This is a genomic window from Pseudomonas sp. R25(2017) (assembly GCF_002112565.1).
GTDB classification, from domain to species: Bacteria; Pseudomonadota; Gammaproteobacteria; order Pseudomonadales; family Pseudomonadaceae; genus Aquipseudomonas; species Aquipseudomonas ekonensis.
Genome location: NZ_NEHZ01000017.1, coordinates 135,939 through 158,865, shown reverse-complemented (window position 1 = coordinate 158,865; position 22,927 = coordinate 135,939). Strand labels below are relative to the sequence as shown.

Here is a 22,927-nt window from a genome sequence, read left to right as displayed (position 1 = left end):
CCGGCGACCTGTAATCACGACCCGCCTTTGACCAGCACCGGTTTCTCCTGATAGCGCTGGGCGAACAACTGCTTCAACTGCGCCACCTTCGGCAGGTCGTTGATCACGATGTAGGGATAGCTCGGGTGTTCCGTCAGGAAGTCCTGGTGATAGTCCTCCGCCGGGTAGAAGCCGTTGTAGGTTTCCAGCCGGGTCACGATCGGTTTGCCGAAGGCATGCGTCCCATCGAGCTGGGCGATGTAGGCCTGGGCCACCCGTTGCTGTTCGGCATTGAGCGGAAACAGCGCAGAGCGGTATTGCGTGCCGCTGTCCGGCCCCTGCCGGTTGAGCTCGGTGGGGTTGTGGGCCACCGAGAAGTAGATCTGCAACAGGCTGCCGTAGCTGACCTGCGTGGGGTCGAAGGTGACCTGCACCGATTCCGCATGGCCGGTATCACCCTCGCTGACCCGCTCGTACTCTGCCGTGTCCGCCGCGCCGCCGGCATAGCCGGACACGGCGTTCCGCACCCCTTTGACGTGCTGGAAAACGCCCTGGACGCCCCAGAAGCAGCCGCCGGCGAACACCGCCGTCTCGCTGTGGGCCTGGGTGTTCTCATCGAGGGCCGGCGGCGGAATGACCACCCCTTGCTCGGCACCGAAGGAGAATGCCGAGCACTGCCCCACCACCGCGGCTGTCGCGACGCCGAGCAACAGCCGGCGCCAGATCGTTTGGGTTTTCATGTTGCGGACTCCTGATCAACCGAAGGTAAAGGCGTAGGCCGACACGCCCGGATCGAGGAACTCGATGCTGAAGGTGCGGTCCTTCACGCCGTCGGCCTGGCGCACCAACTGATACAACCGCTGCTCGGTCACCTGGCCGGTTCCGTCCGGAGCGACATCGACACCGTGGGCATCGCCCGGCGCCTGGCCATCGAGGGTCACCTTGAAGCGCACGGGTTTGCCGTCCTTGCCCGGGCCCAGCACCAGGTGCAGGTCGCGGGCGTGGAAGCGATAGACGATGCGGCCAGCCGGTGCGTCGGCGGTGGCGCGCTCGGCGCCGACCGCCCATTGCCCGCCGAGGCTCCAGTCGTTCAAGGCCAGGATGGCCGGGGTGTTGTAAGCCGCTACCTTGTCGGGCACGAGGCTGGTTTCCGGTACGAAATGTTCCGCGCGCTGGTAGCCGATGTAGGTTTCCGGCGACAGCACCTGATTCATGTCCGCCGCCAATTGCACGCCCTGGGCATCGGCATCGATCAAGCCGTCGGCCACGGTCTTCGAACCGGCTTCGCGCAGCAATTGCTGAATGACCTTTTCCGACTCGGCGTAGTCCCCTTCGCCGAAATGGTGGTAACGGATTCGCCCCTGGGCGTCGGCAAAGTAGTGCGCCGGCCAGTATTCGTTGTTGAAGGCCCGCCAGATCCGGTAGTCGTTGTCGATGGCCACCGGGTATTGGATGCCCAGCGCCTTCATGGCCTTGGTGACGTTGCCCACGTCGCGCTCGAAGGCGAACTCCGGCGCATGCACGCCGATCACCACCAACCCCTGGTCGCGGTACTTCTCGGCCCAGGCCTTGACGTAAGGCAGGGTGCGCAGGCAGTTGATGCAGGAGTAGGTCCAGAAATCCACCAGCACCACCTTGCCCTTCAAGGCCTGGGCATCCAGCGGCGGCGAGTTTAGCCATTGCACCGCACCGTCCAGCGCCGGCAACTGCCCCTCCACCGGCAAGGTGCCCGGTGCCTTCGCCGCCATTTTCATTGCGCCGCCGGCCGCCATCATGGCGCCGCTTCCTGGGATGTCCGACGCCGGAACCTGCGCGGTCATCGTGCCGTTCGCACTGGCGGAGCGTCCGGACAGCTTGCCGACCAACGCCTGTTCCAGGCCGCCCGTGGAGGCGGTGGACACCCGCGCCAGAATCCCGGTGTCGAGGCCCAACGCGATGGCGGCCACCCCGGCCAGCATCGCGGCCCCCAGCCCGCGCCGAATCCACTCGCCGGTGCCGATCGAGCGCTTCATCAGCGCAAAGACCTTACCGCCCAGCAGCAGGGCCGCGGCCAGCGAAGTGGCGGCACCGGCGGCGTAGGCCAGCAGCAACAGCGTGGTGGCGATGCTTGCGCCTTGCAGCGCGGCGCCGGTCAGGATCAGCCCCAGGATCGGCCCGGCGCAAGGCGCCCAGAGCAACCCGGTGGCGACGCCGATCAGAAACGAAGCGCCGGGACGCGGCCGGCTGTCCTGCCCGGCGGCTTCCGACAGGCGACTGCCGGCCGACACCAGCGGCCGGGTCAGGCGTTCGGCCAGACGCGGCAGCAGCAGCGTCAGCCCGAACAGTGCAACGAACAGCAACGCGAGCCAGCGCCCGTACTGATTGACTTGCACCACCCAACCGCCGCCCACCGCCGCCAGCGTGGCGACCAGGGCGAAGGTCAGCGCCATCCCCGCCAACAGCGGCAAGCCACTTCTGAAAAACGGCTGCCCGGTGCGAGCGAAGACAAAGGGCAGAACCGGCAGGATGCAGGGGCTGACGATCGTCAGCACGCCGCCCAGATATGCGAGAACCAAGAGCCACATGGCATCGTCCTGTAGTCAGTGAAAAACGCGGGCGGGGCACGGTTCATGCCGCCGCGGGGTTGAAGGTCATGGCCACGCCGTTCATGCAGTAGCGCAGGCCGGTGGGTTTCGGCCCGTCGTCGAAGACGTGCCCCAGGTGCCCGCCGCACCGCCGGCAGTGGACTTCCTCGCGGCTCATGCCGAAGGAACGGTCCTGGCGCGTGGCCACGGCGTGCTCCAGCGGCGCCCAGAAACTCGGCCAACCGGTGCGGCTGTCGAACTTGGTCGCGGACGAGAACAGCGCCAGCGCGCAACCGGCGCAGGCGAACGTGCCGGTGCGGTGCTCATCGTTCAGCGGGCTGGTGTAGGCCCGTTCCGTGCCTTCGCGGCGCAGCACGTCGTATTGCTCGGGGCTGAGCAGCGCGCGCCATTCGCTGTCGCTGTGGACAACGTCGAACGCTTCGTCGGCCCGGGCTTCGCCGATCGGCGCCGCGCCGGTCGACAATTTTGGCAATACACCCGCCAACAGGGCCGCAACCCCCAGCCCGCCGCCCGCTGCCAGTATCTGTCGCCGTGAAAGCATGGCTGTCTCCGTCGATTCCAAGTGCTTGATGACGAACACAGCCTAGGCTTGGGTTGATCGCCGAATCCTCACGGAAAGTTAAACGATTGGTGATAACTCGCCCGGAGGAAAACCCGCACAATGCGCCTATCGCGCCGAAGGAATGAGCTTCATGGAACAGACCAAACGCGTCCTGGTGGTCGAGGACGACCTGCACATCGCCGACCTCATCTGCCTGCACCTGCGGGACGAGCAATTCGAGGTGGTGCACAGCGCCGACGGCGCCGAAGGCATGCGCCTGCTGCAGCGTGAACAGTGGGACGCCCTCATCCTCGACCTGATGCTGCCCGGCGTCGACGGCCTGGAAATCTGCCGCCGCGCCCGGGCCATGGCGCGCTATACGCCGATCATCATCACCAGCGCCCGCTCCAGCGAAGTGCACCGCATCCTCGGCCTGGAGCTGGGGGCCGACGACTACCTCGCCAAACCGTTCTCGATGCTGGAGCTGGTGGCCCGGGTCAAGGCCCTGCTGCGCCGGGTCGACGCCATGGCGCGCAACCTGAAGATGGACGCCGGGCGCCTGATGCTCGACGGCCTGGAGATCGACCCGATCACCCGCGAGGTGCTGCTCAACGGCCAGCGGCTGGATCTGCCGCCGCGGGAGTTCGACCTGCTGTACTTCTTCGCCCGCCAGCCGGGCAAGGTGTTCTCGCGCATGGATCTGCTCAACGCCGTCTGGGGCTACAGCCATGAAGGCTATGAGCACACGGTCAACACCCACATCAACCGGTTGCGGTCGAAGATCGAGACCGATCCCGCCGCCCCCCGTCGCATCCTCACGGTGTGGGGGCGCGGCTACAAGTTCAGCGCCAGCGCGGACCTGCCATGAAACTGCCCCTCACGCAGCGCTTGTCACTGGTGTTCGCCGCCCTGCTGCTGGTGTGCTGCGGCACTTCGGCCTGGCTGCAGGTGCGCTCCAGCCAGATGCATGAACTGGAAGTGGTACAGGGGCTGTCCCGCGACCTGGCCCGGCACATCGCCCGCGACACCGTGCTGATGGACAGCCACGGCCTGATGCCCGGCGCCGTGCGCGAGCTGTTCAGCCAGCTGATGCTGGTCAACCCCAGCGTCGAGGTGTACCTGCTCGACAACGCCGGCCGGATCGTCGGCAACGCTGCCCCCGAAGGCCGGCTGCGCAGGCAGACGGTCGACCTCGCCCCTGTTCGGCGGCTGCTCGACGACCAGCCGCTGCCGATCCTCGGCGACGACCCGCGCAGCGTCGACGGCCGCAAGGTGTTCAGCGCCGCGCCGCTGCAGGTCGACGGCAAGCCGTCCGGCTATCTCTACGTGGTGCTGCTCAGCGAGGCGCACGACCGCTACGCCGAACGCGGCGCCACCAGCGCCGCCCTGAACACCGCCCTGCTGTCCATCGGGCTGGTGGCGCTGCTGTGCCTGGTCGCCGGTCTCGTGGCGTTCAACCTGATCACCCGTCCGTTGCGGCGGCTGACCGACACCGTCAGCCGCTTCGACATCGACGGTGCGCCGCGCACAGCGTCGCAAGACAACGGCCCGCCGGTTGTGGACAAGTCCGCCGGACACGACGAGATCGCCGTGCTCGACAACGCCTTCCGGCAGATGCAGGCCCGGCTCGGCGAACAGTGGCGTTCATTGACCCGCCAGGATCAGGAGCGCCGCGAGCTGGTGGCGAACATCTCCCATGACCTGCGCACGCCGCTGGCTTCCCTGCACGGCTACCTGGAAACCCTGTCGCTCAAGGACGCCACGCTATCGGCGCAGGAACGCCGCCGCTACCTGGGCATCGCCCTCGACCAGAGCCGCAAGGTCGGCGGCCTCGCGCAATCGCTGCTGGAACTGGTGCGCCTGGAGCACGGCTTCGTGCAACCGGTGCTGGAACGCTTTTCGCTGACCGACCTGGTGCAGGATGTGTTCCAGAAGTTCGAGCTGGGCGCAGAGGCCCGCCAGGTCAGCCTCATGGCCGACTTCACCGCCGGCTTGCCGGCGGTCTGCGCAGACCTCGGCCTCATCGAGCGGGTGCTGACCAACCTGGTGGACAATGCCTTGCGCCACACCCCGCCGGGCGGGGACATCGAGCTTGCGCTCACGCCGCAGGGTGCGCAGGTCGAGGTCACGGTCAGCGACACCGGCCCCGGCATTGCGCCGGAACTGCGCGAAGGCCTGTTCCTGCGCCCGTTCAACATCGGCGGCGCACGCCGGGACGGCGGCCTGGGCCTGCGCATCGTGCACCGCATCCTGCAGTTGCACGGCAGCGAGATCCGCCTGCTCGATGCGCCGGGGCGCGGGGCGACGTTCCGCTTTGCCCTGCAGGTCAATCCGCAGAGCGCCGAGCAATCGATGCTGCGTTCGGTGACACAGCACGCAGCGGGCAAATAATCGGCGCCGTCGGCACCCTGCTCCGTGACAACCCGGCGCCGCTCCCCTAAATTAGGCGCCCGGAAAAAGACCCCGTGCTTTCTCGCCTCCACCCAGTCAAAGAAGTAGTGAAATTTCAATGTCCGATTTCAACACCGCTGAATCCGTAGTCACTCTGTCGTCCAAAGCGGAATACGAAAACTCCATCAATCTTTCACAACACCTTCCGCAGGCCAAGACCATCAGCGAAATGGTGCTGGACGCGTTCCAGTCCACCCGCGAAAGCGAGCAGATCCGTGAGCTGCGCGCGGCTATCCGTCAGGCCCACGACCGCTTCGATGACGACCAGGCCTATGAACTGATGGGCCAGCTCAAGCGCCTGAAGGACGCCGAAGCCGCCGACACCGCCGCCCTCGAAGACTTGAGCAGCAAGTTCCCGATCAGCCGTATCCTGTCCAGCTTCAAGGACGATCCGGCGTTCCAGGAAATCGTCTACGGCCTGGCCCTCAAGGTCCTGAACCAGACCCACCAGGCCATCAGCAATCCGAGCGGCGGCAAGGGCAAGGCCGCACGGGCCAAGAAAGACGCCGAAGTGTTCAGCATCAGCAAGGACGGCGTCAGCGTGACCCTGCCGATGCGCACCCCGCGCTCGCGCCTGAGCATGGACCGCGAGGCGCTGGAGTTCCTCGGCTTCACCTTCACCGGCGAAGGCGACGAGGCCGAGCTGGAGAGCGAGACCTTCATCGACAACGCCGGCACCGAGCAGGCGGTCAACCGCAAGAACATCATCACCGCCCTGCAGCAGCAGACCGCGTTCGACGGCTACAGCATCGCCGCGCAGTAAACCGCTCTGACGAAAAAGCCCCGCTCTGGATACCAGGCGGGGCTTTTTGCTGTGCGGCGGTCAGGCCGACGGATGCAGCGCCGCGATCATGTCCACTTCGATGGCCGCGTTCTTGGGCAACTGATACACACCGACCGTGGTGCGGGTGTGCCGGCCGACATCGCCGAACACGTGGCTGAACACATCCGATGCGCCGTTGGCCACTTCGCTCAGGTCGACGAAGTCCGCCGTGGACTTCACGTAGACCGTGACCCGCAGCAGCGCCTTGACCTTGTCCAGCGAGCCGACGGCATCGACGATCAACGCCAGCGCGCGCATCGCGCTGATGCTGGCGGCGGCCTGCGCATCCTTGAGCGTCAGCTCCAGGCCGACCCGGCCCGGGTACTGGATCTGGCCGTGGGTGCGCGGCACCAGCCCGCTGATGTACAGCTCGTCGTGATGGCGGATCAGCGGCGCATAGTTGCCGCCGCTGGAGTTCTCGCCATAGATGTCGAAGTTCAGTTCTTTCGCCAGTGCAATGAAGCGTTCGTCGCAGGTCAGCCTTTCCGTCATTTCGCCCAGCCTCTGAATCGATGCATGAAGGACCGCAGGTTTGGATCCAAATCTAGGCCTTTTGCCATTACCGCGCAACCGGCCATTCCCCTCCCCCGGCACCGAAACGCAGGCAAGAAAAAACCCCGTCCATCTTCCGATGGCGGGGTTTTTCTTGAAGCCTGCGAACCTTACTGCGCGTACGTCATCAGCACGTCGCCCGGCACCTTGAAGTCCACCGACATCATCACGCTCAGCGCGGTGATGGTGAAGATCGAGAACACGAACAGCTTGCGTGCCCAGACGGTGTCGTCCACAGCCTTGTTGCCGGTCCAGGCCATGTACAGCCAGTACATGCCCATGGCCGCGGCGACGGCGAAGTAGCTCATGCCGGCGTAGCCGCTCAGGGTCAGCATCAGGGTCGCCGCCAGGAACGCCAGGATGTAGATCAGGATGTGCTTCTTGGCCGTCTCGATCCCGCGCTTCACCGGCAGCACCGGAATCGATGCGGCCTGGTAATCCTTGAAGCGGAAGATCGCGATAGCGTAGGAATGCGGCATCTGCCACAGGCTGAACATCACCAGCAGGGTCAGCGCGGCCATGTCGAAGCTGTTGCTCACAGCCACGTAACCGATCACCGGCGGCATGGCGCCCGACAGACTGCCCACCAGCGTGCCGTGAACCGACTTGCGCTTGAGGTACAGGCTGTAGAAGCCGACGTAGATGATGAAGCCGATCACGGCGAACAGGGCAGCCAACGGGTTGGCCACCTTGTACAGCAACGCAACGCCGGCGACACCCAGGACGGTCGCATAGGCCAGGGCCAGTTTCAGGGACACGAGCCCCTGAACCAGCACCCGGTTCTTGGTGCGCTCCATCTTCAGGTCGATGTCGCGGTCGATGCAGTTGTTGAACACGCAACCGGAGGCCACGACCAGGGAGGTGCCGATCATGGCCGCCAGGAACACGGCCAGATCGACATGCCCTTTGGAGGCCAGGAAGAACCCGCCTGCCACCGAAAGCACGTTACCGAAAATGATCCCCGGTTTGGTGATTTGGATAAAGTGCTTGAGCGACATCGGGTCTACCTCACTTCGCCATCATGAACGTGTGGATGCTGAACATGATCCACAGCGACAAGCCGACCAGCAGCAGAATCACGATGGCCGTGAAGACGAACGCAATCACGTTGTTGCGCTGCGCCGCGGAACGGTCCAGGTGCAGGAAGTAATACAGGTGAACGATCACCTGGATCACCGCGAACAGCAGGACGATCGCCAGCGTCGTCGCCTTCGGCAGGCTTGGGTACATCACCAGGCCGAACGGGATGACGGTCAGGATCACCGACAGGATGAAGCCGATGGCGTAAGACTTTACGCTGCCGTGGCCAGCATCGTGGCTGTCATGGGAGTGTGCATTAGCCATTACAGGGTCCCCATCAGGTAGACGACGGTGAAGACGCAGATCCAGACCACGTCCAGGAAGTGCCAGAACAGGCTCAGGCAGCTCAGGCGGGTCTTGTTGGTCGACGTCAGGCCATGTTTGTTGACCTGGTACATCATCACCGCCATCCAGATCAGACCGGCGGAAACGTGCAGGCCGTGGGTGCCGACCAGGGTGAAGAACCCGGACAGGAAGCCCGAACGGTTAGGGCCGAAGCCTTCGGAGATCAGCAGGTGGAACTCGTTGATCTCCATGGCGATGAAGCCCGCGCCCAGCAGGAAGGTCATGAACAGCCAACCCAGCACCTGCTGCTTCTTGCCCTTGTACAACGCCAGCATGGCGAAGCCGTAGGTGATCGAACTGAACAGCAGCAGAGCGGTTTCGCCCAGCACGTAAGGCAGTTCGAAGATGTCGTGGCCCGACGGTCCGCCGGCCACGTTGTTCACCAGTACCGCGTACACCGCGAAGATCGACGCAAACAGGATGCAGTCGGTCATCAGGTAGAGCCAGAAACCGTAGACGGTCATCTCGCCCGAGTCGTGGTGATGGTCATCGTGCCCATGGTCATGACCATGGGCGTGTCCAACATTGGTCACTAAGTTCGACATTGTTTAAGCCTGTTCCAACTTGGTTTCAACACGGGTGGCGGACGCCGGGATCTTGCCGGCCGCGACCAGACGCTTGTGCTGCTCGGCTTCGATGCGCTCGATCACGTCGACCGGCACCATGTAGCCCTGATCGTCACGCGCAGCGTGGATCACGAAGTAGATCACGGTGCCTGCCAGGCTCGCGATCGCCAGCCACCAGATGTGCCAGATCATCGCGAAACCGAACACGGTCAGCAGAGCGCCCATCACCACACCGGTGGCGGTGTTGTTCGGCATGTGGATCGGCTCGTACTTGGCCGGCTTCTGGTACGCGGTACCGTTTTCCTTGGCTTCGGTGAACGGGTCGATGCAGTCGGCCTTCGGCAGGACGGCGAAGTTGTAGAACGGTGGCGGCGACGAGGTCGACCATTCCAGGGTATGCGCATTCCACGGGTCGCCGTGTTCGCACATGTTCTCTGGCTTGTTGCGGTCACGCACCGACACGTACAGCTGGATCAGCTGGGAAGCGATACCGAACGCGATCAGCACCGCACCGACCATGGCGACGTACAGGTACGGCACCCACTCAGGGTTGGTGGTGGCGTTCAGGCGACGGGTCATGCCCATGAAGCCCAGTGCGTACAGCGGCATGAACGCGACGAAGAAGCCGACGATCCAGAACCAGAACGCTGCCTTGCCCCAGCCTTCGTGCAGCTTGAAGCCGAACGCTTTAGGGAAGTAGAAGCCGAAGCCTGCGATGTAGCCGAATACCGCGCCGCCGATGATCACGTTGTGGAAGTGCGCGATCACGAACAGGCTGTTGTGCAGCACGAAGTCCGCACCCGGGATGGCCAGCAGTACGCCGGTCATGCCGCCGATGGCGAAGGTCACCATGAAGCCCAGGGTCCACATCACCTGGCTGGTGAAGCGCAGACGGCCCTGGTAGATGGTGAACAGCCAGTTGAACAGCTTCACGCCCGTCGGGATGGAGATCAGCATCGTCGCCAGACCGAAGAAGGCGTTGACGCTGGCGCCCGAACCCATGGTGAAGAAGTGGTGCAGCCAAACCATGAAGCCCAGCACCGAGATCGCGCCCGAAGCGTAGATCATCGAGTGGTGGCCGAACAGTTTCTTGCCGGTGAACGCCGAGACGACTTCCGAGAAGATGCCGAACGCCGGCAGGATCAGGATGTACACCTCAGGGTGGCCCCAGGCCCAGAACAGGTTGACGTACATCATCGGATTGCCACCAAGTTCGTTGGTGAAAATGTGGAAATCCATGTAACGGTCAAGGGTCAGCAGCGCCAGGGTGGCGGTCAGGATCGGGAACGAAGCCACGATCAGGACGTTGGCCCAGGTGCAGGTCCAGGTGAAGATCGGCATGTCCATCAGCTTCATGCCAGGGGTACGCATCTTCAGCACGGTGGCCAGGAAGTTGACCCCCGTTAGCGTCGTACCCAGGCCCGATAGCTGCAGCGCCCAGATGTAGTAGTCCACACCCACGCCAGGACTGTATTGCAGACCCGACAGCGGCGGATAGGCAACCCAGCCGGTCTTGGCGAATTCGCCGACGCCCAGGGACAGGTTGATCAGCACGACGCCGGACACCAGCAGCCAGAAGCTCAGGGAGTTCAGGAACGGGAAGGCAACGTCACGGGCGCCGATCTGCAGCGGAACCGCCAGGTTCATCAGGCCGGTGAAGAATGGCATCGCCATGAAGATGATCATGATCACACCGTGGGCGGTGAAGATCTGGTCATAGTGTTCAGGCGGCAGGTAGCCAGGCGAACCCTCGGTGGCCATGGCCAGTTGGGAACGCATCATGATGGCGTCGGCGAAGCCGCGCAGCAGCATGACCATGGCGACGATGATGTACATCACGCCGATTTTCTTGTGGTCGACCGACGTCAGCCACTCGGTCCACAGGTAGGTCCACTTCTTGAAGTAGGTGATTGCCGCGAACAGCCCCAGACCACCGAGCGCGATCATGGCGATGGTCACCATGACAATCGGCTCGTGGAAAGGAACCGCTTCCCAACTTAATTTACCAAACATCGTTTACTCCTCTGCCCCGGCAGCTGAATGCGAATTCGAGTCCATTTCCGTGGCGGCCACTTCCTTCTCTTTCTTCTCGTGCTTCAGAGGCTTGCCCGGTTTCATGCCTTCGTACTTGTCGACGATGATCTGGAACTGGTTCGGCGTGACCGAGGAGTAGAGCTCAACCGGATTGTTCTGGCTTGGCTTGGAAAGGGCTGCGTATTCAGCTTGATCAAGCTGTTTAGGTGCCTTTTTGACTTCACTTACCCAGGCGTCGAAATCTTCCTGGGAAGTTGCGATAGCCTTGAATTTCATGCCGGTGAAACCAGCGCCGCTGTAGTTGGCGGAGATGCCTTCCATTTCAGCGTTGCGGTCGGCGATCAGGTGCAGCTTGGTCTGCATGCCTGCCATCGCGTAGATCTGGCCGCCCAGGCCCGGGATGAAGAACGAGTTCATCACGGCGTCGGAGGTGATCTTGAAGTTGATCGGCGTGTGCGCCGGGAACACGATCTTGTTGACCGTGGCGATGCCTTGTTCCGGATAGATGAACAGCCATTTCCAGTCCAGCGCGACCACTTCGATGGTCACAGGCTTGACGTCGGATTCGATCGGGCGATAAGGATCCAGCGAGTGGGTCGACTTATAGGTGATGTAGCCCAGGGCGATGATGATCAGGACAGGGATGGTCCAGACGGCCACTTCGATCTTGGTCGAGTGCGACCATTTCGGGGTGTAGACGGCGTTCTTGTTGGAGGCGCGGTACTTCCAGGCGAACAGGAAGGTCATCACGATGACCGGCACCACGACCAACAGCATCAGCAGCGTGGCGGTGATGATCAGGTTGCGCTGTTCCAGGCCGATCTGGCCCGTTGGATTGAGCAAGGTCATGTTGCAGCCTCCCAGCAGCAACGTGCCGAGCAGCGGCACTAGGCCTAGTAATCTGGGGTACCTGTTTTTACTCATCTCACGACCTCTAAAGCAGCTTGCGCAATGCAGTTGGGTTTTGATCGCCAACACTTCACCCTGCCAAGGGTTGGCATTTTCTTTGGATTGAATAAGGGCCGCCCGTCGCGCGTCAGACGCTCGACAAATCCTGGGACAGCGGTCAGTTCTTATTCGAATTCGTGGTCAAAGGCCTTGTTACAGACCAATTCCATTTGGTGCGGAAAGTTGGAAGGCACCGACACCTGGGTATCGCGGCAGGCCTCATGGCCGCCCCGATACCCGACTTCCTGCCTGTGCCTCTATAAGGACGGGCAGTGCCGGGAATTCAGTGCGGGCGATTGTAGTGAGGTAGCGCCCCCGACACCATGTCTCATCCCGAAATAATTTTTATCCCTCAGAGCAACAATCCATCACCGTTTTTGCAAAAGTGGCGCATGGTATCGAAATCGATTCTCAACAAAAACACCAAAAAATGTAGGTGTACCCGCCCCAGATCAGACAGCTCCGAAGGCATTTTCCCGATCCCCGATCGGCGTAAACCCCGATAACCAAAGGGTTCTGGCCAAATGCCAGATGTTGTTAAAACTGCCTGCCGGAGCGACGCTGAATAAATGCTGACAAATGTCGAAACAGAACCGTTCGCTTGCCTGATCCTGCGTCTCCCCTGTCCTGAAAACGACACCGCGGCGCAACGTGTGTGACAACATGTCGCACACTTGCCGCACCGTTCGTTGCCGTTCGTCACGACGTTTTCACACGGCCCCTGAAATGGCACGGCGCCCCGATCTCCGAACCCGGAAATCGGGGCGCCGTCCTGTATCGGCAAGCCTTGGGATAAGTTGACTCAGCGCAACGCCCGGCGGTTGCGCGCGGTCAGCAGCGGCACCAGGATCACCACCAGCACGAAGGCCAGCAGCGCCCACTGGGCCAGCGACAGGCCGAGGATCGGCGGGTACGGCGTCGAGCAGAAACCGTCCACCTGGAAGCCCAGCGGGAAGATCTTCGCCAGCGGCAGGTCATCGACGATCGGCTGCAGCACATCGATGCCGCAGCTCACCGCCGGGTAGAACTGGGTGTACACGTGATGCCCCGCCACACCGGCGCCGGCCAGTGCGCAGACCACCACCAGCGCCTCGAACACCGTGATGCTGCGGCGAGTGCGCATGGCGGCGCCAATGAACGCGAACAGCGCGATCAGCAGCAACGCATAGCGCTGCAGGATGCACAGCGGGCACGGCGCCTCGCCCAGCACGATCTGCATGTACAGCGCCCCGCCGATCAGCGCCAGGCAGATGATGCCCAGCAACACCAGCCAGCGCCGCTCACGTCCCAACCGAATCGATTCCTCGCTCATCGCGTTTCCCTTTCATGTCCATGGTTCAGCCGGCCGGCGCCTGCGCCTGCAGTTGCGCCATCAGGCTGATGTTGTCTTCGATATGCCAATTGGCCGCGATCCGGCCATTGTCGATCTGATAGATATCGGTTGCCCGGAAGTCTACACGCTGGCCCTGCCCTTTGAGAGCCTTGAAGGTGCCGGTGAAATGCCCGCGAAAGTGCAGATGCACCACAACGCGGTCGCCGGCGACGATCATCTGCTCGATCTCGCAGCTCAGGTCCGGCACCGCCGTGCGGAAGAACCTAGACGCCAGCAACGGGCCGGTCGGCCCCTGCACCCGGCCTTGCGGCGGGGTCATGTCAACGAACTGCGGCGACAGCGCCGCCGTGGCCAACGCCTCCTCCCCCGAGTTCCAGAAACTGCCGTAGCGCCGCGCCGCCAGCTCCATCGCCTCTTGCTGCGCCTTGGGCAGGCTCCGGTCAACGGTCAGGCTTTGGGGCTTGATCAAGGCGGATTCGGCAGACGCGAACGGGCTGGCGAGCAAGGCAGCCGACAGGCCCAATGCGGCCAGGCTGAAACGGCGGGAGAAGGTGAGGTGCGACATGGGGCGATCCTGATCCTGTAAACGAACGAGCGCCTATCATCAGCATCGGGGAATAAACGATAAACCGGTTAAGAAACGATTAACCTTTAAACACTTTTTAAGAATCGGGACCGCATCACGGCCAATCGCGGGCAAGCCCGCTCCCACAGTGTTTTGCAGTGGCCGCACTTTCTGCATCCACCACGGTTCCTGTGGGAGCGGGCTTGCCCGCGATGAAGGCCACCCGGTTTCAGATCACTCCAACGCAGCCGCCGGCCCGAAGAACTCGAAACGGCTCTGCGCCTCCGGCACGCCCAGCGCCTTGAGGTGGCGCTTGATGGCCGCCATGAAGCCCTTCGGCCCCAGGAAGTAGGCGTCCACGTCACGCTGCGCCGGCAGCCATTGGCCCAGTTGCTCCTCGCTCAACAGCCCGACCTTGTCCGCCGCCGGGCTCACGCCGTCGTCCTCGGCGTAGCAGTAGAAGCGCTTGAGCTGCGGGTGACGCTCGGCCAGCCCGTCGACCCAGTCGCGGAACGCATGCACGCCGCCGTTGCGCGCGCAGTGGATGAAGTGCACCGGACGCTCGGTCTCCAGCGCCGCCTCCAGCATCGCCAAGGTCGGCGTGATGCCGACGCCGCCGCTGATCAGCACCAGCGGTTTGTCGCTGTCGGTCAGGGTGAACTCGCCCGACGGCGGGAACAGCTGGATACTCGCCCCGACGTGCAGCTGGTCATGCAGGTGATTGGAGGCGCGTCCGCCGGGCTCGCGCTTGACGCTGATGCGGTACTGGCCGTTGTTCGCCAGCGCCGACAGCGAGTAGTTGCGGCGGATCTCTTCGCCGTCGAGGATCAGTTTCATGCCGATGTACTGGCCAGGCTCGGCCGCAAGGATCGGGCCCTTGTCCGCCGGCTCGAAGTAGAACGAGATGATTTCCGCGCTCTCCTCGACCTTGGCCGCGACGATGAACTCCCGCGCCCCGCGCCATCCGCCGGGGGCCTGTTCCTTCTGGTCGTAGATGGCGGATTCGGCGCCGATCAGGATGTCGGCGAGCTGGCCGTAGGCCGCGCCCCAGGCGCTCATGACGTCAGGCGTCGCGATCTCGTCGCCCAGCACTTCGGAAATCGCGCGCAGCAGGCAGCTGCCGACGATCGGGTAGTGCTCCGGCAGGATCTGCAACGCCACGTGCTTGTTGATGATCTTGGCCACCAGATCGCCCAACTGGTCGAGCTGGTCGATGTGGCGGGCGTACATCAGCACGCCGTTGGCCAAGGCCCGGGGCTGGTCGCCGCTGGCCTGGTGGGCCTGGTTGAACAGCGGGCGCACCTCAGGGTATTCGGACAGCATCATCCGGTAGAAATGGGTGATCAGCGCTTCGCCGCCGCTCTCCAGCAGCGGCACGGTGGATTTGATGATTGCACGGTCCTGAACGCTAAGCATAAGGGTGACTCCTGAGCTTTCTTGATTAATGTCTTAAGCGTTTCAGCTTTCATGCCAAGTTTTTTATTAAATAAAATCAATGAGTTATAAATAGCGTAGTCATATCGACACAGGCGCGCGTATAGTCACGCCGACTACACAGAGTCCGAATGACTACCACCATGTCCGCCAAACCCCTGCTCACCGCCCTGCTCCCCTTGGTCGCCGACCTGTCCCGCGAACTGCCCGAGGGCGAGCGCTACCGACGCCTGCTCGAAGCCATGCGCGCGCTACTGCCGTGCGACGCCGCCGCGCTGCTGCGCCTGGACGGTGATTGCCTGGTGCCGCTGGCGGTGGACGGCTTGAGCGCCGACACCCTGGGGCGGCGCTTCAAGGTCAGCGAGCACCCGCGTTTCGAAGTGCTGCTGGCGGGCGCAGGACCGACCCGCTTCGCCGCCGACAGCGAACTGCCCGACCCCTACGACGGTCTGGTGGACGGGCTGGCCGACCACCTGGAAGTCCATGACTGCCTCGGCTGCCCGCTGTTTGTCGATGAACGGCTGTGGGGCCTGATCACCCTCGACGCCCTCGACCCCGAACGCTTCGAGCCGATCGAGCTCGACGCCCTGCAAGCCTTCGCCAGCCTGGCCTCGGCCACGGTGAACGCCGCCGAGCGCATTGAACGCCTGGCGCTGCGCGCCGAAGACGAACACCAGCGAGCCGAGGTCTATCGCCAGGCCAGCGGCCAGCAGCACCGGGAAATGATCGGCCAGAGCAAGGCCCATAAACGCCTGGTGGAAGAGATCCAACTGGTGGGCGGCAGCGACCTGACCGTACTGATCACCGGCGAGACCGGGGTCGGCAAGGAACTGGTGGCCCAGGCGATCCACGCCGCCTCGCCCCGCGCCGACAAACCGATCATCAGCCTCAACTGCGCCGCCCTGCCGGACACCCTGGTGGAAAGCGAGCTGTTCGGCCACGTGCGTGGCGCCTTCACCGGCGCCACCGCCGACCGGCGCGGCAAGTTCGAACTGGCCAACGGCGGCACGCTGTTCCTCGATGAGGTCGGCGAGCTGTCGCTGACCGTCCAGGCCAAACTGTTGCGGGTGCTGCAGAGCGGTCAGCTGCAGCGCCTGGGCTCGGACAAGGAACACCAGGTGGACGTGCGCCTGATCGCCGCCACCAACCGCGACCTGGCCGACGAAGTGCGCAACGGCCGCTACCGCGCCGACTTCTACCACCGCCTGAGCGTGTACCCCTTGCGGGTGCCGGCCCTGCGCGACCGGGGCCGCGACGTGCTGCTGCTCAGCGGCTTTTTCCTGGAGCAGAACCGCTCGCGCATGGGCCTGGGCAGCCTGCGCCTGAGCGCCGACGCCCAGGAGGCGCTGCTGGCCTACACTTGGCCGGGCAACGTGCGCGAACTGGAACACCTGATCGGCCGCAGCGCGCTCAAGGCGCTGGGCAACTGCAAGGTACGGCCGAAGATCCTCACCTTGCATGCGGCGGATCTCGACTTGCCCCGCGAGGTTGTGGATAACCTGGCGCCGCCGGTCGCCGCAGCCGCCCTGCCCTTGCCCGGCGCAGACCTGCGCAGCGCCACCGAGCAGTACCAGCGCCAGCTGATCGGCGCCGCCCTGGAACGCCACCGGGACAACTGGGCCAGCGCCGCCCGCGAACTGGGGCTGGACCGGGCGAACCTGGGGCGGCTGGCCAAAAGGCTGGGGATGAAATGACCGCCACGCCGTCCGATTGGCGCCAGAATCCCTAAAGCCTGCCGGCATCAAGTCGATAACCCGGCATCGATACCTGCTGGCGATCCGTGGATCGCCGCTCACCTTTTTCAACAGAAGGTTTTTATGTCTTCCAACAAAGCCCGCGCAGATTCACTTTCGCTTCTGCTGTTTACCTTGCGCAGCGGCAAGCTGATGGCGATCAACCTGCTGAAAGTCAGTGAAATCATCCCCTGCCCGCCGCTGACCAAGCTGCCGGAGTCGCACCCCCACGTCAAAGGCATCGCCACCCTGCGCGGGACGTCGCTGTCGGTCATCGACCTGAGCCGCGCCATCGGCGAGCGGCCGCTGGAGGATCCCAACGGCGGCTGCCTGATCGTCACCGACGTCAGCCGTTCGAAACAGGGCCTGCACGTGCAGGCGGTGAGCAAGATCGTCCACTGCCTGACCACCGACATCAAGCCGCCGCCCTTCGGCTCCGGCGGCTCGCGCGCCTACATCACCGGCGTCACGTCGGTGGACGGCACGCTGGTGCAGGTGCTGGACATCGAAAAGGTCATCCACGGCATCGCCCCGGTGGAGATCGACCTGACCCCGACCGAACTGAGCATGGAAGACGCCGAAGTGCTGGGCAACGCACGCATCCTGGTGGTGGACGACAGCCAGGTGGCGCTGCAGCAATCGGTGCACACCCTGCGCAACCTCGGCCTGGAATGCCACACCGCCCGCAGCGCCAAGGAAGCCATCGGCTGCCTGCTGGACCTGCAAGGCACCGCGCAGGAGATCAACCTGATCGTCTCGGACATCGAAATGTCGGAGATGGACGGCTACGCCTTCACCCGCACCCTGCGCGAGACGCCAGACTTCGCCCACCTCTATGTGCTGCTGCACACCTCGCTCGACAGCGCGATGAACAGCGAAAAGGCCCGTCAGGCCGGCGCCAACGGAGTGCTGACCAAGTTCTCCTCGCCGGAACTCACCCACTGTCTGATCGAAGCGGCCAAGTACGTCGCCGCCCAGGGCCATTGACCGATGGCCGAGACCTTCTGCTACCTGATGCGGCGCGACCTGAGCCAGGACGTGCCGCCCATCGAGTGGCCGAACGGGATCGGACTCACCACCTACCGCACCGAACTGGCGCCGGCGGTGCACCGCCTGATGGAGCTCGGCTACCGCGAAGGCGGCGGCCGGGTGCCTGCGCTGGAACACTGGCAAGCGCAGTTCGAGAGCGACCCGGAATACGACCCGACGCTGTGCCTGATCGCCAGCGATGCCGAGGGCATCGCTGGCGTGGCGCAGTGCTGGACCAGTTCGTACCTGAAGAACCTGGTGGTGCATCCCCGCCTTCAGGGCCGGGGCCTGGGTCGGGCGCTGCTGCTGGAGGTGTTCAGGGTGTTTCGGGCGCGCCACGAAGGCTTCGTCGACCTGAAGGTGCTGGAAGACAACCTGCGCGCGCAACGCCTGTACGAAAGCGCCGGGATGTACGTGGTCCACCGCGAGCCCGTGCCCGACTGACCCGATCGCTTACCGCAGAACTTTGTGGGAGCCAGCCTGCTGGCGATGGCGTCCGTGCTCGCGAATGGCCAGCACTGACAACCGCCCCCCATCAGGCATACTCCGAACCTTGGACACCCACCCCCAAGGATGCCGAACCATGAAAGCCCTCACCCTCTTCTGCCTCGCGGCCCTCGCCCCGCTGGCCCAGGCCTCCAGCCCCGACGCCTGGGCCGCCCACGACAAAGCCGTGCTCGCCGCCTGCACCCAGGCCAGCGGCCTGAAAGCCCCCAAGCCCGTCGGCACCGCCGCGCCGTTCGACGACCGGGTCGGCTACACCGCCGTGCTGCTGCAGGGCCAGTACCCGCAAAAACACATGAAAGGCCAGCAAGGCACCGAGCTGTGCCTGTACGACAGAAAGGCCAAGAGCGCCTACGTCACCGAATGGGACTCGGTGCGGCCGACCGCCAAGGGTCGGTGAATGGCGTGCAACTTGCTTCGCCAGGGCTCAGCCCGGCGGCTTTCCGTCGCCGCTCCACCTCCTGACCGAAGATTGGCCGTTCAATGAATACGACGTTTTCCTGCGTGGGCTGCGGCAAATGCTGCACCGACCACCATGTGCCCCTGACCCTGGCCGAAACCCGCATGTGGGCGGCGGACGGCGGTCAAGTGATCGTGCTGGTGGAGGCGTTCCTCGGCAACGGCCTGGGCTTGCCGGCGCAGCAGCGCGAGCACGCCGAACGCCGTTCGGCCGTGGTGCGCAGCGCAGAGGCCCACGTCCACGTGGCGATCACCTTCGCCGCCTACAACGTCGGCCCCTGCCGGAATCTTGACGACGACAAGCGCTGCCGCATCTACGAACGCCGCCCGCTGGTGTGCCGCATCTACCCGGCGGAGATCAACCCGCACATCCCGCTCAACCCCGCCGCCAAGGACTGCCCGCCGGAATCCTGGACCCAGGGGCCGGAGCTGATCGTCGGCGGGGAGTTGGTGGACCGAGAACTGGTGGAACTGATCCAGCGGTCGCGCCAGGCGGACCGCGACGACATCCGCATCAAGGAGGCGGTCTGCGGACTGCTCGGCATCCGCACCACCGCGCTCAAGGGCGACGGCTTCACCGCGTACCTGCCGGACATGGCGGCGCTGGCCGGCGTGATCGACCAAGTGACGGCGCAACCGCTGGCCGAGACGCCGGGTGAATGGCAGTTCCATGTCTCCGGCGATGACATTGCCGGGCAAGTGCGGGCGGCGGGGGCGCAGGTGGTGACGGAGCCGGCGCTGACCTATGCCTTCATTCCGCTGCGAGCGGCCTGATTCGGATCTTGCACCGGGGCTGGTGGCCTCATCGCTAGCAAGCTAGCTCCCACAGGGTCCGCGTCGTTCACTGATTTTGAGCCCCCATGTCACCTGTGGGAGCCTGCGGCGCCTGGGCTGCCGCCATCGCCAGCAGGCTGGCTCCCACAGGGATCCCGGTCGTGCGCAAATCCCTGCACACCCAAAAACCTGTGGGAGCTGCGGTGCGACGATTCGACTTGCCCGCGAAGAGGCCCGTCCGGCAACGCCCCCCGTGGGAGCCAGGCTGCTGGCGATGAGGCCGGCCGGAACACCCTCAATCCCTGACCTGACGCCGCCCCCAGAACTCCCGCGCCAACGACCGCAGGTCCCCCGCCAGCCCCGCCACGTCCTGCGAATTGGCCTGACTCTGCCGCCCTTCGTCCACCGTCACCTCGCAGGCCGAGCGGATGCTGACGATGTTGCGGTTGATGTCCTCGCTCACCGCGCTCTGCTCTTCCACCGCCGCCGCGATCTGCAGGCTCATTTCGGTGATCTGCCCCACACGCCCGCTGATGCCGTCCAATGCCTGCGCCGCCCGCTTCGCCTGTTCGACGCTGTTGTCCACATGCTCGCCGCTCTGCTGCATGGCCAGCACCGCGTCCCGGGCGCCGTTCTGCAGGGTGCTGATCATCCGCTGGATCTCGTTGGTCGATTGCTGGGTACGCTGGGCCAGCCCCCGCACTTCGTCGGCCACCACCGCGAACCCGCGCCCGGCATCCCCGGCCCGCGCCGCTTCGATGGCAGCGTTGAGCGCCAGCAGGTTGGTCTGCTCGGCGATGCTGCGGATCACCTCCAGCACCCCGGAAATCTCGCTGCTGTGGCCTTCCAGTTGATGGATCACCTCGGTCGCCCGGCCCAGCTCCTCGGCCAGGCGCAGCACCGCCGTGCGGCTTTCGCCGACCAGCAGATGCCCTTCACGGGTTTCCGTGCCGGCCATGTCCGCCGCCACCGAGGCCTGCTGGGCATGGCTGGCCACCTCGGCGACACTGGCCGCCATCTGATGGATCGCTGCCGCCACTTGATCGGTCTCAGCCTGCTGGGCCAGGCTGCTGGTGTGGCTGCTGTGCAGGTGATCGACCAATTGCGCGGCATGCCCGGCCAGCCGCTGCGAAGCGTCGCCGATCCGCCCGACGACCGCGCCGACCTGGGCCTCCAGCATCTGCAAGGCAAACTCGATCTGGCCGAACTCGTCCCGCCGGCCGGTGTAGATGCCCTGGCTCAAGGGGTTGTCGGCGATTGTTTGCGCCCGCGCGGTCAAGCGCTCCAGCGGCCGCAGCAGCCAGCCCACGCCCAGGGCGCAGACCGCGCTGCCGACCACGAACGCCCCGGCATCGATCCACAACGACTCCGGCCGCAACCACGCTTCGGTGCCCAGCACCAGCGCCAGCAACGCGCTGGCCAGCGCCGTGATCCGCCCCCGCAACCCCAGCACCGGCAGGCGCGCCCAAGGCGACGTGCGACCTTCGCGCAACCGCGCATAGGCCCGCTCCGCCGCCGCCACCAGCCGCGCGTCCGGCCGGGTGCGCACCGACTGGTACTCCACCGCCGCGCCGTTCTGCGTCACCGGCGTGACATAGGCACTGACCCAGTAATGATCACCGTTCTTGCAGCGGTTCTTCACCAGCCCCATCCAGGAACGCCCGCGCTTGAGCGTCTGCCACATGTGGGCGAACGCCTGGGGCGGCATGTCCGGATGGCGCAGCAGGTTGTGCGGCCCGCCCAGCAGCTCGTCACGGCCATAACCGCAGATGTTGATGAAGTCGTCGTTGGCGTAGGTGATCGCGCTGTTCAGATCGGTGGTCGAGAGGATGTTCGCATCGGGCGCAACATCGACGTTGCGCCCGGTCACCGGGAGATTGATCTTCATGGAGAGCGCGCTCGTTTTATTGGAAAGAGTCGGCAGGGCTGCTGACTCTAAGCGCACTCATTGGATAAACGTTGATCTGGCTCAGGATCTGAGCAATTAGCCATCACTGCGACGGAAAATCGCAGCCGATGGCCGCACATCGGTGCCGGATCAGCGCTTGCCCATCGACCGCCGGGTGCCGGGCGGCGCCATGCCGGGGACTTTGGTGTGGCCGTTCTTGGCGCCGTTCTTGTACCACGGCTGGTTGGAACCCTTGGCGGCGGCCAGCTCACCGGGCCTGAACGGGAACTTGAAGTCCGGGATGGCCGACGGGGTTTCGCTGGCGTCAGGTTGAACGGCCGGGGCGTCGGTCACGGCATCGTCGGTGGGGGCAGTCATGGGGGCTCCGGGGAGGCGGGAGGTCGGCTCCGGAAGGGAGCCGAGAAAGCGCGCAGTATACCTGCGCGCCACCACTTTACAGCCCCGAAAAAGGAACCGGCCGGCCTCATGCCGAGACTGTTCGATGGGCGGAACGCTCCGGCCTCACGCCAACGGCGCCACCCGGTCCAGCGCCCGGTTCACCGCCAGCTCGGCGAGCATGACGATCTGCTGGATCCCCAATGCCATGCTGCGATGCGGGCCGCTGAGCTCATTGGCGAAGTTGCTGACCAGGATGCTGGCCGACGCCAGGGACTCACAGGCGTCGGCCAGCAGGTTCTCGTTGCCGATGTTGGGGCAGACCGTGTACATCGCACTCGGCTGACGGCGCTTGTGGGGTTCCGGGCTGAGGTAGAAATCGAGGGCCCGTTTGACGGCTTGCTCGTTTCTGGCTTGCTCTTCGGCGCGCCTGGCGTCGGCGAGTGGGGTTGTTGAGGGTGGGTCGGGGATCAATTTATCCATCACGCATTTCCTTATGAAATTGCACCTTCATTCCCGATCTCACCCGTGGAATGAGGTGGCAGCTATGTACGGAGTGAGATTACCGGTAAGGAAACTAAACCCGGCCAGACCGAAGCCTGCCCGCACATAACCGCCATAAAGAACTGCTGACAGCCTGAGCTGGCGGCAATTATGGGGGCGCTTGCGTTAGTTTCCAAATTGAACAGCCGGGCATCTCACCTCCCGGTCGCTGAATGGCCAGCGACGGGGAAAGACTAGAGAGCGGGCTTCCGACGGACAACCTGAAAACCTTGTGGGAGGGTTCGGCAAATCTGCAACAGCCTTTAAACATTTCGGTTCTGAAATGCAGTGAGGTTCTATGGGGATTGGGGTGGTCAGGTAGAGATTGATTGGCTGGCAGGCCGCTATCGCCAGCAGGCTGGCTC

General features: G+C 64.3%; 23 protein-coding genes and 1 pseudogene. 8 read left to right on the top strand and 16 right to left on the bottom strand.

Going from position 1 to position 22,927, the window contains the following annotated elements; genetic code table 11:
- Positions 1-14: 14 nt before the first annotated feature.
- From msrA to msrB, 3 genes are read right to left on the bottom strand one after another with little or no spacing between them, the layout of a single operon-like run.
- The gene (gene msrA / locus CAG31_RS21505; protein ID WP_085584920.1) at positions 15-719 is read right to left on the bottom strand and encodes a peptide-methionine (S)-S-oxide reductase MsrA; all 705 of its coding nucleotides are present in this window, start codon (positions 717-719) and stop codon (positions 15-17) included.
- Between the two features lie 15 nt (positions 720-734).
- Positions 735-2,543, bottom strand: coding sequence for a cytochrome c biogenesis protein DipZ (locus tag CAG31_RS21500; RefSeq protein WP_085584918.1), 1,809 nt, complete (start codon positions 2,541-2,543; stop codon positions 735-737).
- Positions 2,544-2,586: 43 nt separating this feature from the next.
- Complete coding sequence (msrB, locus tag CAG31_RS21495; RefSeq protein WP_085584916.1) at positions 2,587-3,105, bottom strand: peptide-methionine (R)-S-oxide reductase MsrB; 519 nt, start codon at positions 3,103-3,105, stop codon at positions 2,587-2,589.
- Between the two features lie 151 nt (positions 3,106-3,256).
- Here msrB and CAG31_RS21490 point away from each other — a divergent pair, with 151 nt between their 5' ends.
- From CAG31_RS21490 to CAG31_RS21480, 3 genes are all read left to right on the top strand, one after another.
- Entirely contained in the window at positions 3,257-3,973 is a 717-nt protein-coding gene (locus tag CAG31_RS21490; protein WP_085584914.1) for a response regulator transcription factor, read from the top strand.
- Positions 3,970-5,496 (top strand): HAMP domain-containing sensor histidine kinase, encoded by a 1,527-nt coding sequence (locus tag CAG31_RS21485; RefSeq protein ID WP_085584912.1) that lies wholly within the window; start codon positions 3,970-3,972, stop codon positions 5,494-5,496. The genes CAG31_RS21490 and CAG31_RS21485 overlap by 4 nt, the downstream gene beginning before the upstream one ends.
- Positions 5,497-5,614: 118 nt before the next feature.
- Positions 5,615-6,319: a hypothetical protein gene (locus tag CAG31_RS21480; RefSeq protein ID WP_085584910.1), complete on the top strand. Its 705-nt coding sequence runs from the start codon at positions 5,615-5,617 to the stop codon at positions 6,317-6,319.
- Between the two features lie 60 nt (positions 6,320-6,379).
- On the opposite strand, the gene CAG31_RS21475 is transcribed toward CAG31_RS21480, so the two are convergent.
- The 9 genes from CAG31_RS21475 to hmpA all read right to left on the bottom strand — a co-directional run bounded on the left by CAG31_RS21475 (position 6,380) and on the right by hmpA (position 15,218).
- Complete coding sequence (locus CAG31_RS21475; protein ID WP_085584908.1) at positions 6,380-6,871, bottom strand: RidA family protein; 492 nt, start codon at positions 6,869-6,871, stop codon at positions 6,380-6,382.
- 170 nt (positions 6,872-7,041) lie between these two features.
- Entirely contained in the window at positions 7,042-7,929 is an 888-nt protein-coding gene (gene cyoE, locus CAG31_RS21470) for a heme o synthase (RefSeq protein ID WP_085584906.1), read from the bottom strand.
- Between the two features lie 10 nt (positions 7,930-7,939).
- Positions 7,940-8,275 (bottom strand): cytochrome o ubiquinol oxidase subunit IV, encoded by a 336-nt coding sequence (gene cyoD, locus CAG31_RS21465; RefSeq protein WP_085584904.1) that lies wholly within the window; start codon positions 8,273-8,275, stop codon positions 7,940-7,942.
- Entirely contained in the window at positions 8,275-8,901 is a 627-nt protein-coding gene (locus tag CAG31_RS21460) for a cytochrome o ubiquinol oxidase subunit III (protein ID WP_085584902.1), read from the bottom strand. The genes cyoD and CAG31_RS21460 overlap by 1 nt, the downstream gene beginning before the upstream one ends.
- Before the next feature lie 3 nt (positions 8,902-8,904).
- On the bottom strand, positions 8,905-10,935 hold the full coding sequence (cyoB, locus tag CAG31_RS21455; RefSeq protein WP_085584900.1) for a cytochrome o ubiquinol oxidase subunit I: 2,031 nt from the start codon (positions 10,933-10,935) through the stop codon (positions 8,905-8,907).
- 3 nt (positions 10,936-10,938) lie between these two features.
- The gene (cyoA, locus tag CAG31_RS21450; RefSeq protein ID WP_085584898.1) at positions 10,939-11,880 is read right to left on the bottom strand and encodes a ubiquinol oxidase subunit II; all 942 of its coding nucleotides are present in this window, start codon (positions 11,878-11,880) and stop codon (positions 10,939-10,941) included.
- 826 nt (positions 11,881-12,706) lie between these two features.
- The gene (locus tag CAG31_RS21440; protein WP_085584896.1) at positions 12,707-13,216 is read right to left on the bottom strand and encodes a disulfide bond formation protein B; all 510 of its coding nucleotides are present in this window, start codon (positions 13,214-13,216) and stop codon (positions 12,707-12,709) included.
- Between the two features lie 25 nt (positions 13,217-13,241).
- Positions 13,242-13,802, bottom strand: coding sequence for an ester cyclase (locus tag CAG31_RS21435; protein WP_085584894.1), 561 nt, complete (start codon positions 13,800-13,802; stop codon positions 13,242-13,244).
- A gap of 234 nt (positions 13,803-14,036) precedes the next feature.
- Positions 14,037-15,218, bottom strand: coding sequence for an NO-inducible flavohemoprotein (hmpA, locus tag CAG31_RS21430; RefSeq protein ID WP_085584892.1), 1,182 nt, complete (start codon positions 15,216-15,218; stop codon positions 14,037-14,039).
- A gap of 161 nt (positions 15,219-15,379) precedes the next feature.
- On the opposite strand from hmpA, the gene norR reads away from it, so the two are divergent.
- The 5 genes from norR (at position 15,380) to CAG31_RS21405 (ending at position 19,735) form a co-directional block, all read left to right on the top strand.
- The gene (gene norR / locus CAG31_RS21425; protein WP_085584890.1) at positions 15,380-16,930 is read left to right on the top strand and encodes a nitric oxide reductase transcriptional regulator NorR; all 1,551 of its coding nucleotides are present in this window, start codon (positions 15,380-15,382) and stop codon (positions 16,928-16,930) included.
- Between the two features lie 123 nt (positions 16,931-17,053).
- Positions 17,054-17,956, top strand: a complete 903-nt coding sequence (locus tag CAG31_RS21420; protein ID WP_085584887.1) for a chemotaxis protein CheV — start codon at positions 17,054-17,056, stop codon at positions 17,954-17,956.
- Between the two features lie 3 nt (positions 17,957-17,959).
- Positions 17,960-18,442, top strand: coding sequence for an N-acetyltransferase (locus CAG31_RS21415; RefSeq protein ID WP_256575609.1), 483 nt, complete (start codon positions 17,960-17,962; stop codon positions 18,440-18,442).
- Between the two features lie 139 nt (positions 18,443-18,581).
- Positions 18,582-18,902 (top strand): hypothetical protein, encoded by a 321-nt coding sequence (locus CAG31_RS21410; RefSeq protein WP_085584885.1) that lies wholly within the window; start codon positions 18,582-18,584, stop codon positions 18,900-18,902.
- 83 nt (positions 18,903-18,985) lie between these two features.
- Positions 18,986-19,735, top strand: a complete 750-nt coding sequence (locus CAG31_RS21405; protein ID WP_085584883.1) for a YkgJ family cysteine cluster protein — start codon at positions 18,986-18,988, stop codon at positions 19,733-19,735.
- A gap of 295 nt (positions 19,736-20,030) precedes the next feature.
- Here CAG31_RS21405 and CAG31_RS21400 read toward each other — a convergent pair whose 3' ends face one another.
- From CAG31_RS21400 to CAG31_RS21390, 4 genes and pseudogenes are all read right to left on the bottom strand, one after another.
- Positions 20,031-21,134 carry a methyl-accepting chemotaxis protein gene (locus CAG31_RS21400; RefSeq protein ID WP_371856117.1) on the bottom strand — a complete coding sequence of 368 codons (1,104 nt, stop codon included), beginning with the start codon at positions 21,132-21,134 and terminating at the stop codon, positions 20,031-20,033.
- 207 nt (positions 21,135-21,341) lie between these two features.
- Positions 21,342-21,623, bottom strand: a pseudogene (locus CAG31_RS29060) (PAS domain-containing protein); the annotation flags it as partial.
- A 150-nt stretch (positions 21,624-21,773) separates the two neighbouring features.
- A complete protein-coding gene (locus CAG31_RS21395) occupies positions 21,774-22,001 on the bottom strand; it encodes a hypothetical protein (RefSeq protein WP_085584879.1) in 228 nt (75 codons plus the stop codon).
- 144 nt (positions 22,002-22,145) lie between these two features.
- Entirely contained in the window at positions 22,146-22,502 is a 357-nt protein-coding gene (locus CAG31_RS21390) for a DUF6124 family protein (protein WP_085584877.1), read from the bottom strand.
- Positions 22,503-22,927 lie beyond the last annotated feature (425 nt).

What these genes read in the sequence shown, in the direction of transcription:
- cyoD (WP_085584904.1), bottom strand. Translation starts at nt 8,275, where the DNA reads ATGGCTAATGCACACTCCCATGACAGCCACGATGCTGGCCACGGCAGC.
- CAG31_RS21485 (WP_085584912.1), top strand. Translation starts at nt 3,970, where the DNA reads ATGAAACTGCCCCTCACGCAGCGCTTGTCACTGGTGTTCGCCGCCCTG.
- CAG31_RS21480 (WP_085584910.1), top strand. Translation starts at nt 5,615, where the DNA reads ATGTCCGATTTCAACACCGCTGAATCCGTAGTCACTCTGTCGTCCAAA.
- CAG31_RS21390 (WP_085584877.1), bottom strand. Translation starts at nt 22,502, where the DNA reads ATGGATAAATTGATCCCCGACCCACCCTCAACAACCCCACTCGCCGAC.
- cyoA (WP_085584898.1), bottom strand. Translation starts at nt 11,880, where the DNA reads ATGAGTAAAAACAGGTACCCCAGATTACTAGGCCTAGTGCCGCTGCTC.
- CAG31_RS21420 (WP_085584887.1), top strand. Translation starts at nt 17,054, where the DNA reads ATGTCTTCCAACAAAGCCCGCGCAGATTCACTTTCGCTTCTGCTGTTT.
- CAG31_RS21435 (WP_085584894.1), bottom strand. Translation starts at nt 13,802, where the DNA reads ATGTCGCACCTCACCTTCTCCCGCCGTTTCAGCCTGGCCGCATTGGGC.
- cyoB (WP_085584900.1), bottom strand. Translation starts at nt 10,935, where the DNA reads ATGTTTGGTAAATTAAGTTGGGAAGCGGTTCCTTTCCACGAGCCGATT.
- CAG31_RS21410 (WP_085584885.1), top strand. Translation starts at nt 18,582, where the DNA reads ATGAAAGCCCTCACCCTCTTCTGCCTCGCGGCCCTCGCCCCGCTGGCC.
- CAG31_RS21405 (WP_085584883.1), top strand. Translation starts at nt 18,986, where the DNA reads ATGAATACGACGTTTTCCTGCGTGGGCTGCGGCAAATGCTGCACCGAC.
- cyoE (WP_085584906.1), bottom strand. Translation starts at nt 7,929, where the DNA reads ATGTCGCTCAAGCACTTTATCCAAATCACCAAACCGGGGATCATTTTC.
- CAG31_RS21395 (WP_085584879.1), bottom strand. Translation starts at nt 22,001, where the DNA reads ATGACTGCCCCCACCGACGATGCCGTGACCGACGCCCCGGCCGTTCAA.
- norR (WP_085584890.1), top strand. Translation starts at nt 15,380, where the DNA reads ATGTCCGCCAAACCCCTGCTCACCGCCCTGCTCCCCTTGGTCGCCGAC.
- msrA (WP_085584920.1), bottom strand. Translation starts at nt 719, where the DNA reads ATGAAAACCCAAACGATCTGGCGCCGGCTGTTGCTCGGCGTCGCGACA.
- CAG31_RS21490 (WP_085584914.1), top strand. Translation starts at nt 3,257, where the DNA reads ATGGAACAGACCAAACGCGTCCTGGTGGTCGAGGACGACCTGCACATC.
- hmpA (WP_085584892.1), bottom strand. Translation starts at nt 15,218, where the DNA reads ATGCTTAGCGTTCAGGACCGTGCAATCATCAAATCCACCGTGCCGCTG.
- CAG31_RS21415 (WP_256575609.1), top strand. Translation starts at nt 17,960, where the DNA reads ATGGCCGAGACCTTCTGCTACCTGATGCGGCGCGACCTGAGCCAGGAC.
- CAG31_RS21475 (WP_085584908.1), bottom strand. Translation starts at nt 6,871, where the DNA reads ATGACGGAAAGGCTGACCTGCGACGAACGCTTCATTGCACTGGCGAAA.
- CAG31_RS21440 (WP_085584896.1), bottom strand. Translation starts at nt 13,216, where the DNA reads ATGAGCGAGGAATCGATTCGGTTGGGACGTGAGCGGCGCTGGCTGGTG.
- msrB (WP_085584916.1), bottom strand. Translation starts at nt 3,105, where the DNA reads ATGCTTTCACGGCGACAGATACTGGCAGCGGGCGGCGGGCTGGGGGTT.
- CAG31_RS21500 (WP_085584918.1), bottom strand. Translation starts at nt 2,543, where the DNA reads ATGTGGCTCTTGGTTCTCGCATATCTGGGCGGCGTGCTGACGATCGTC.
- CAG31_RS21460 (WP_085584902.1), bottom strand. Translation starts at nt 8,901, where the DNA reads ATGTCGAACTTAGTGACCAATGTTGGACACGCCCATGGTCATGACCAT.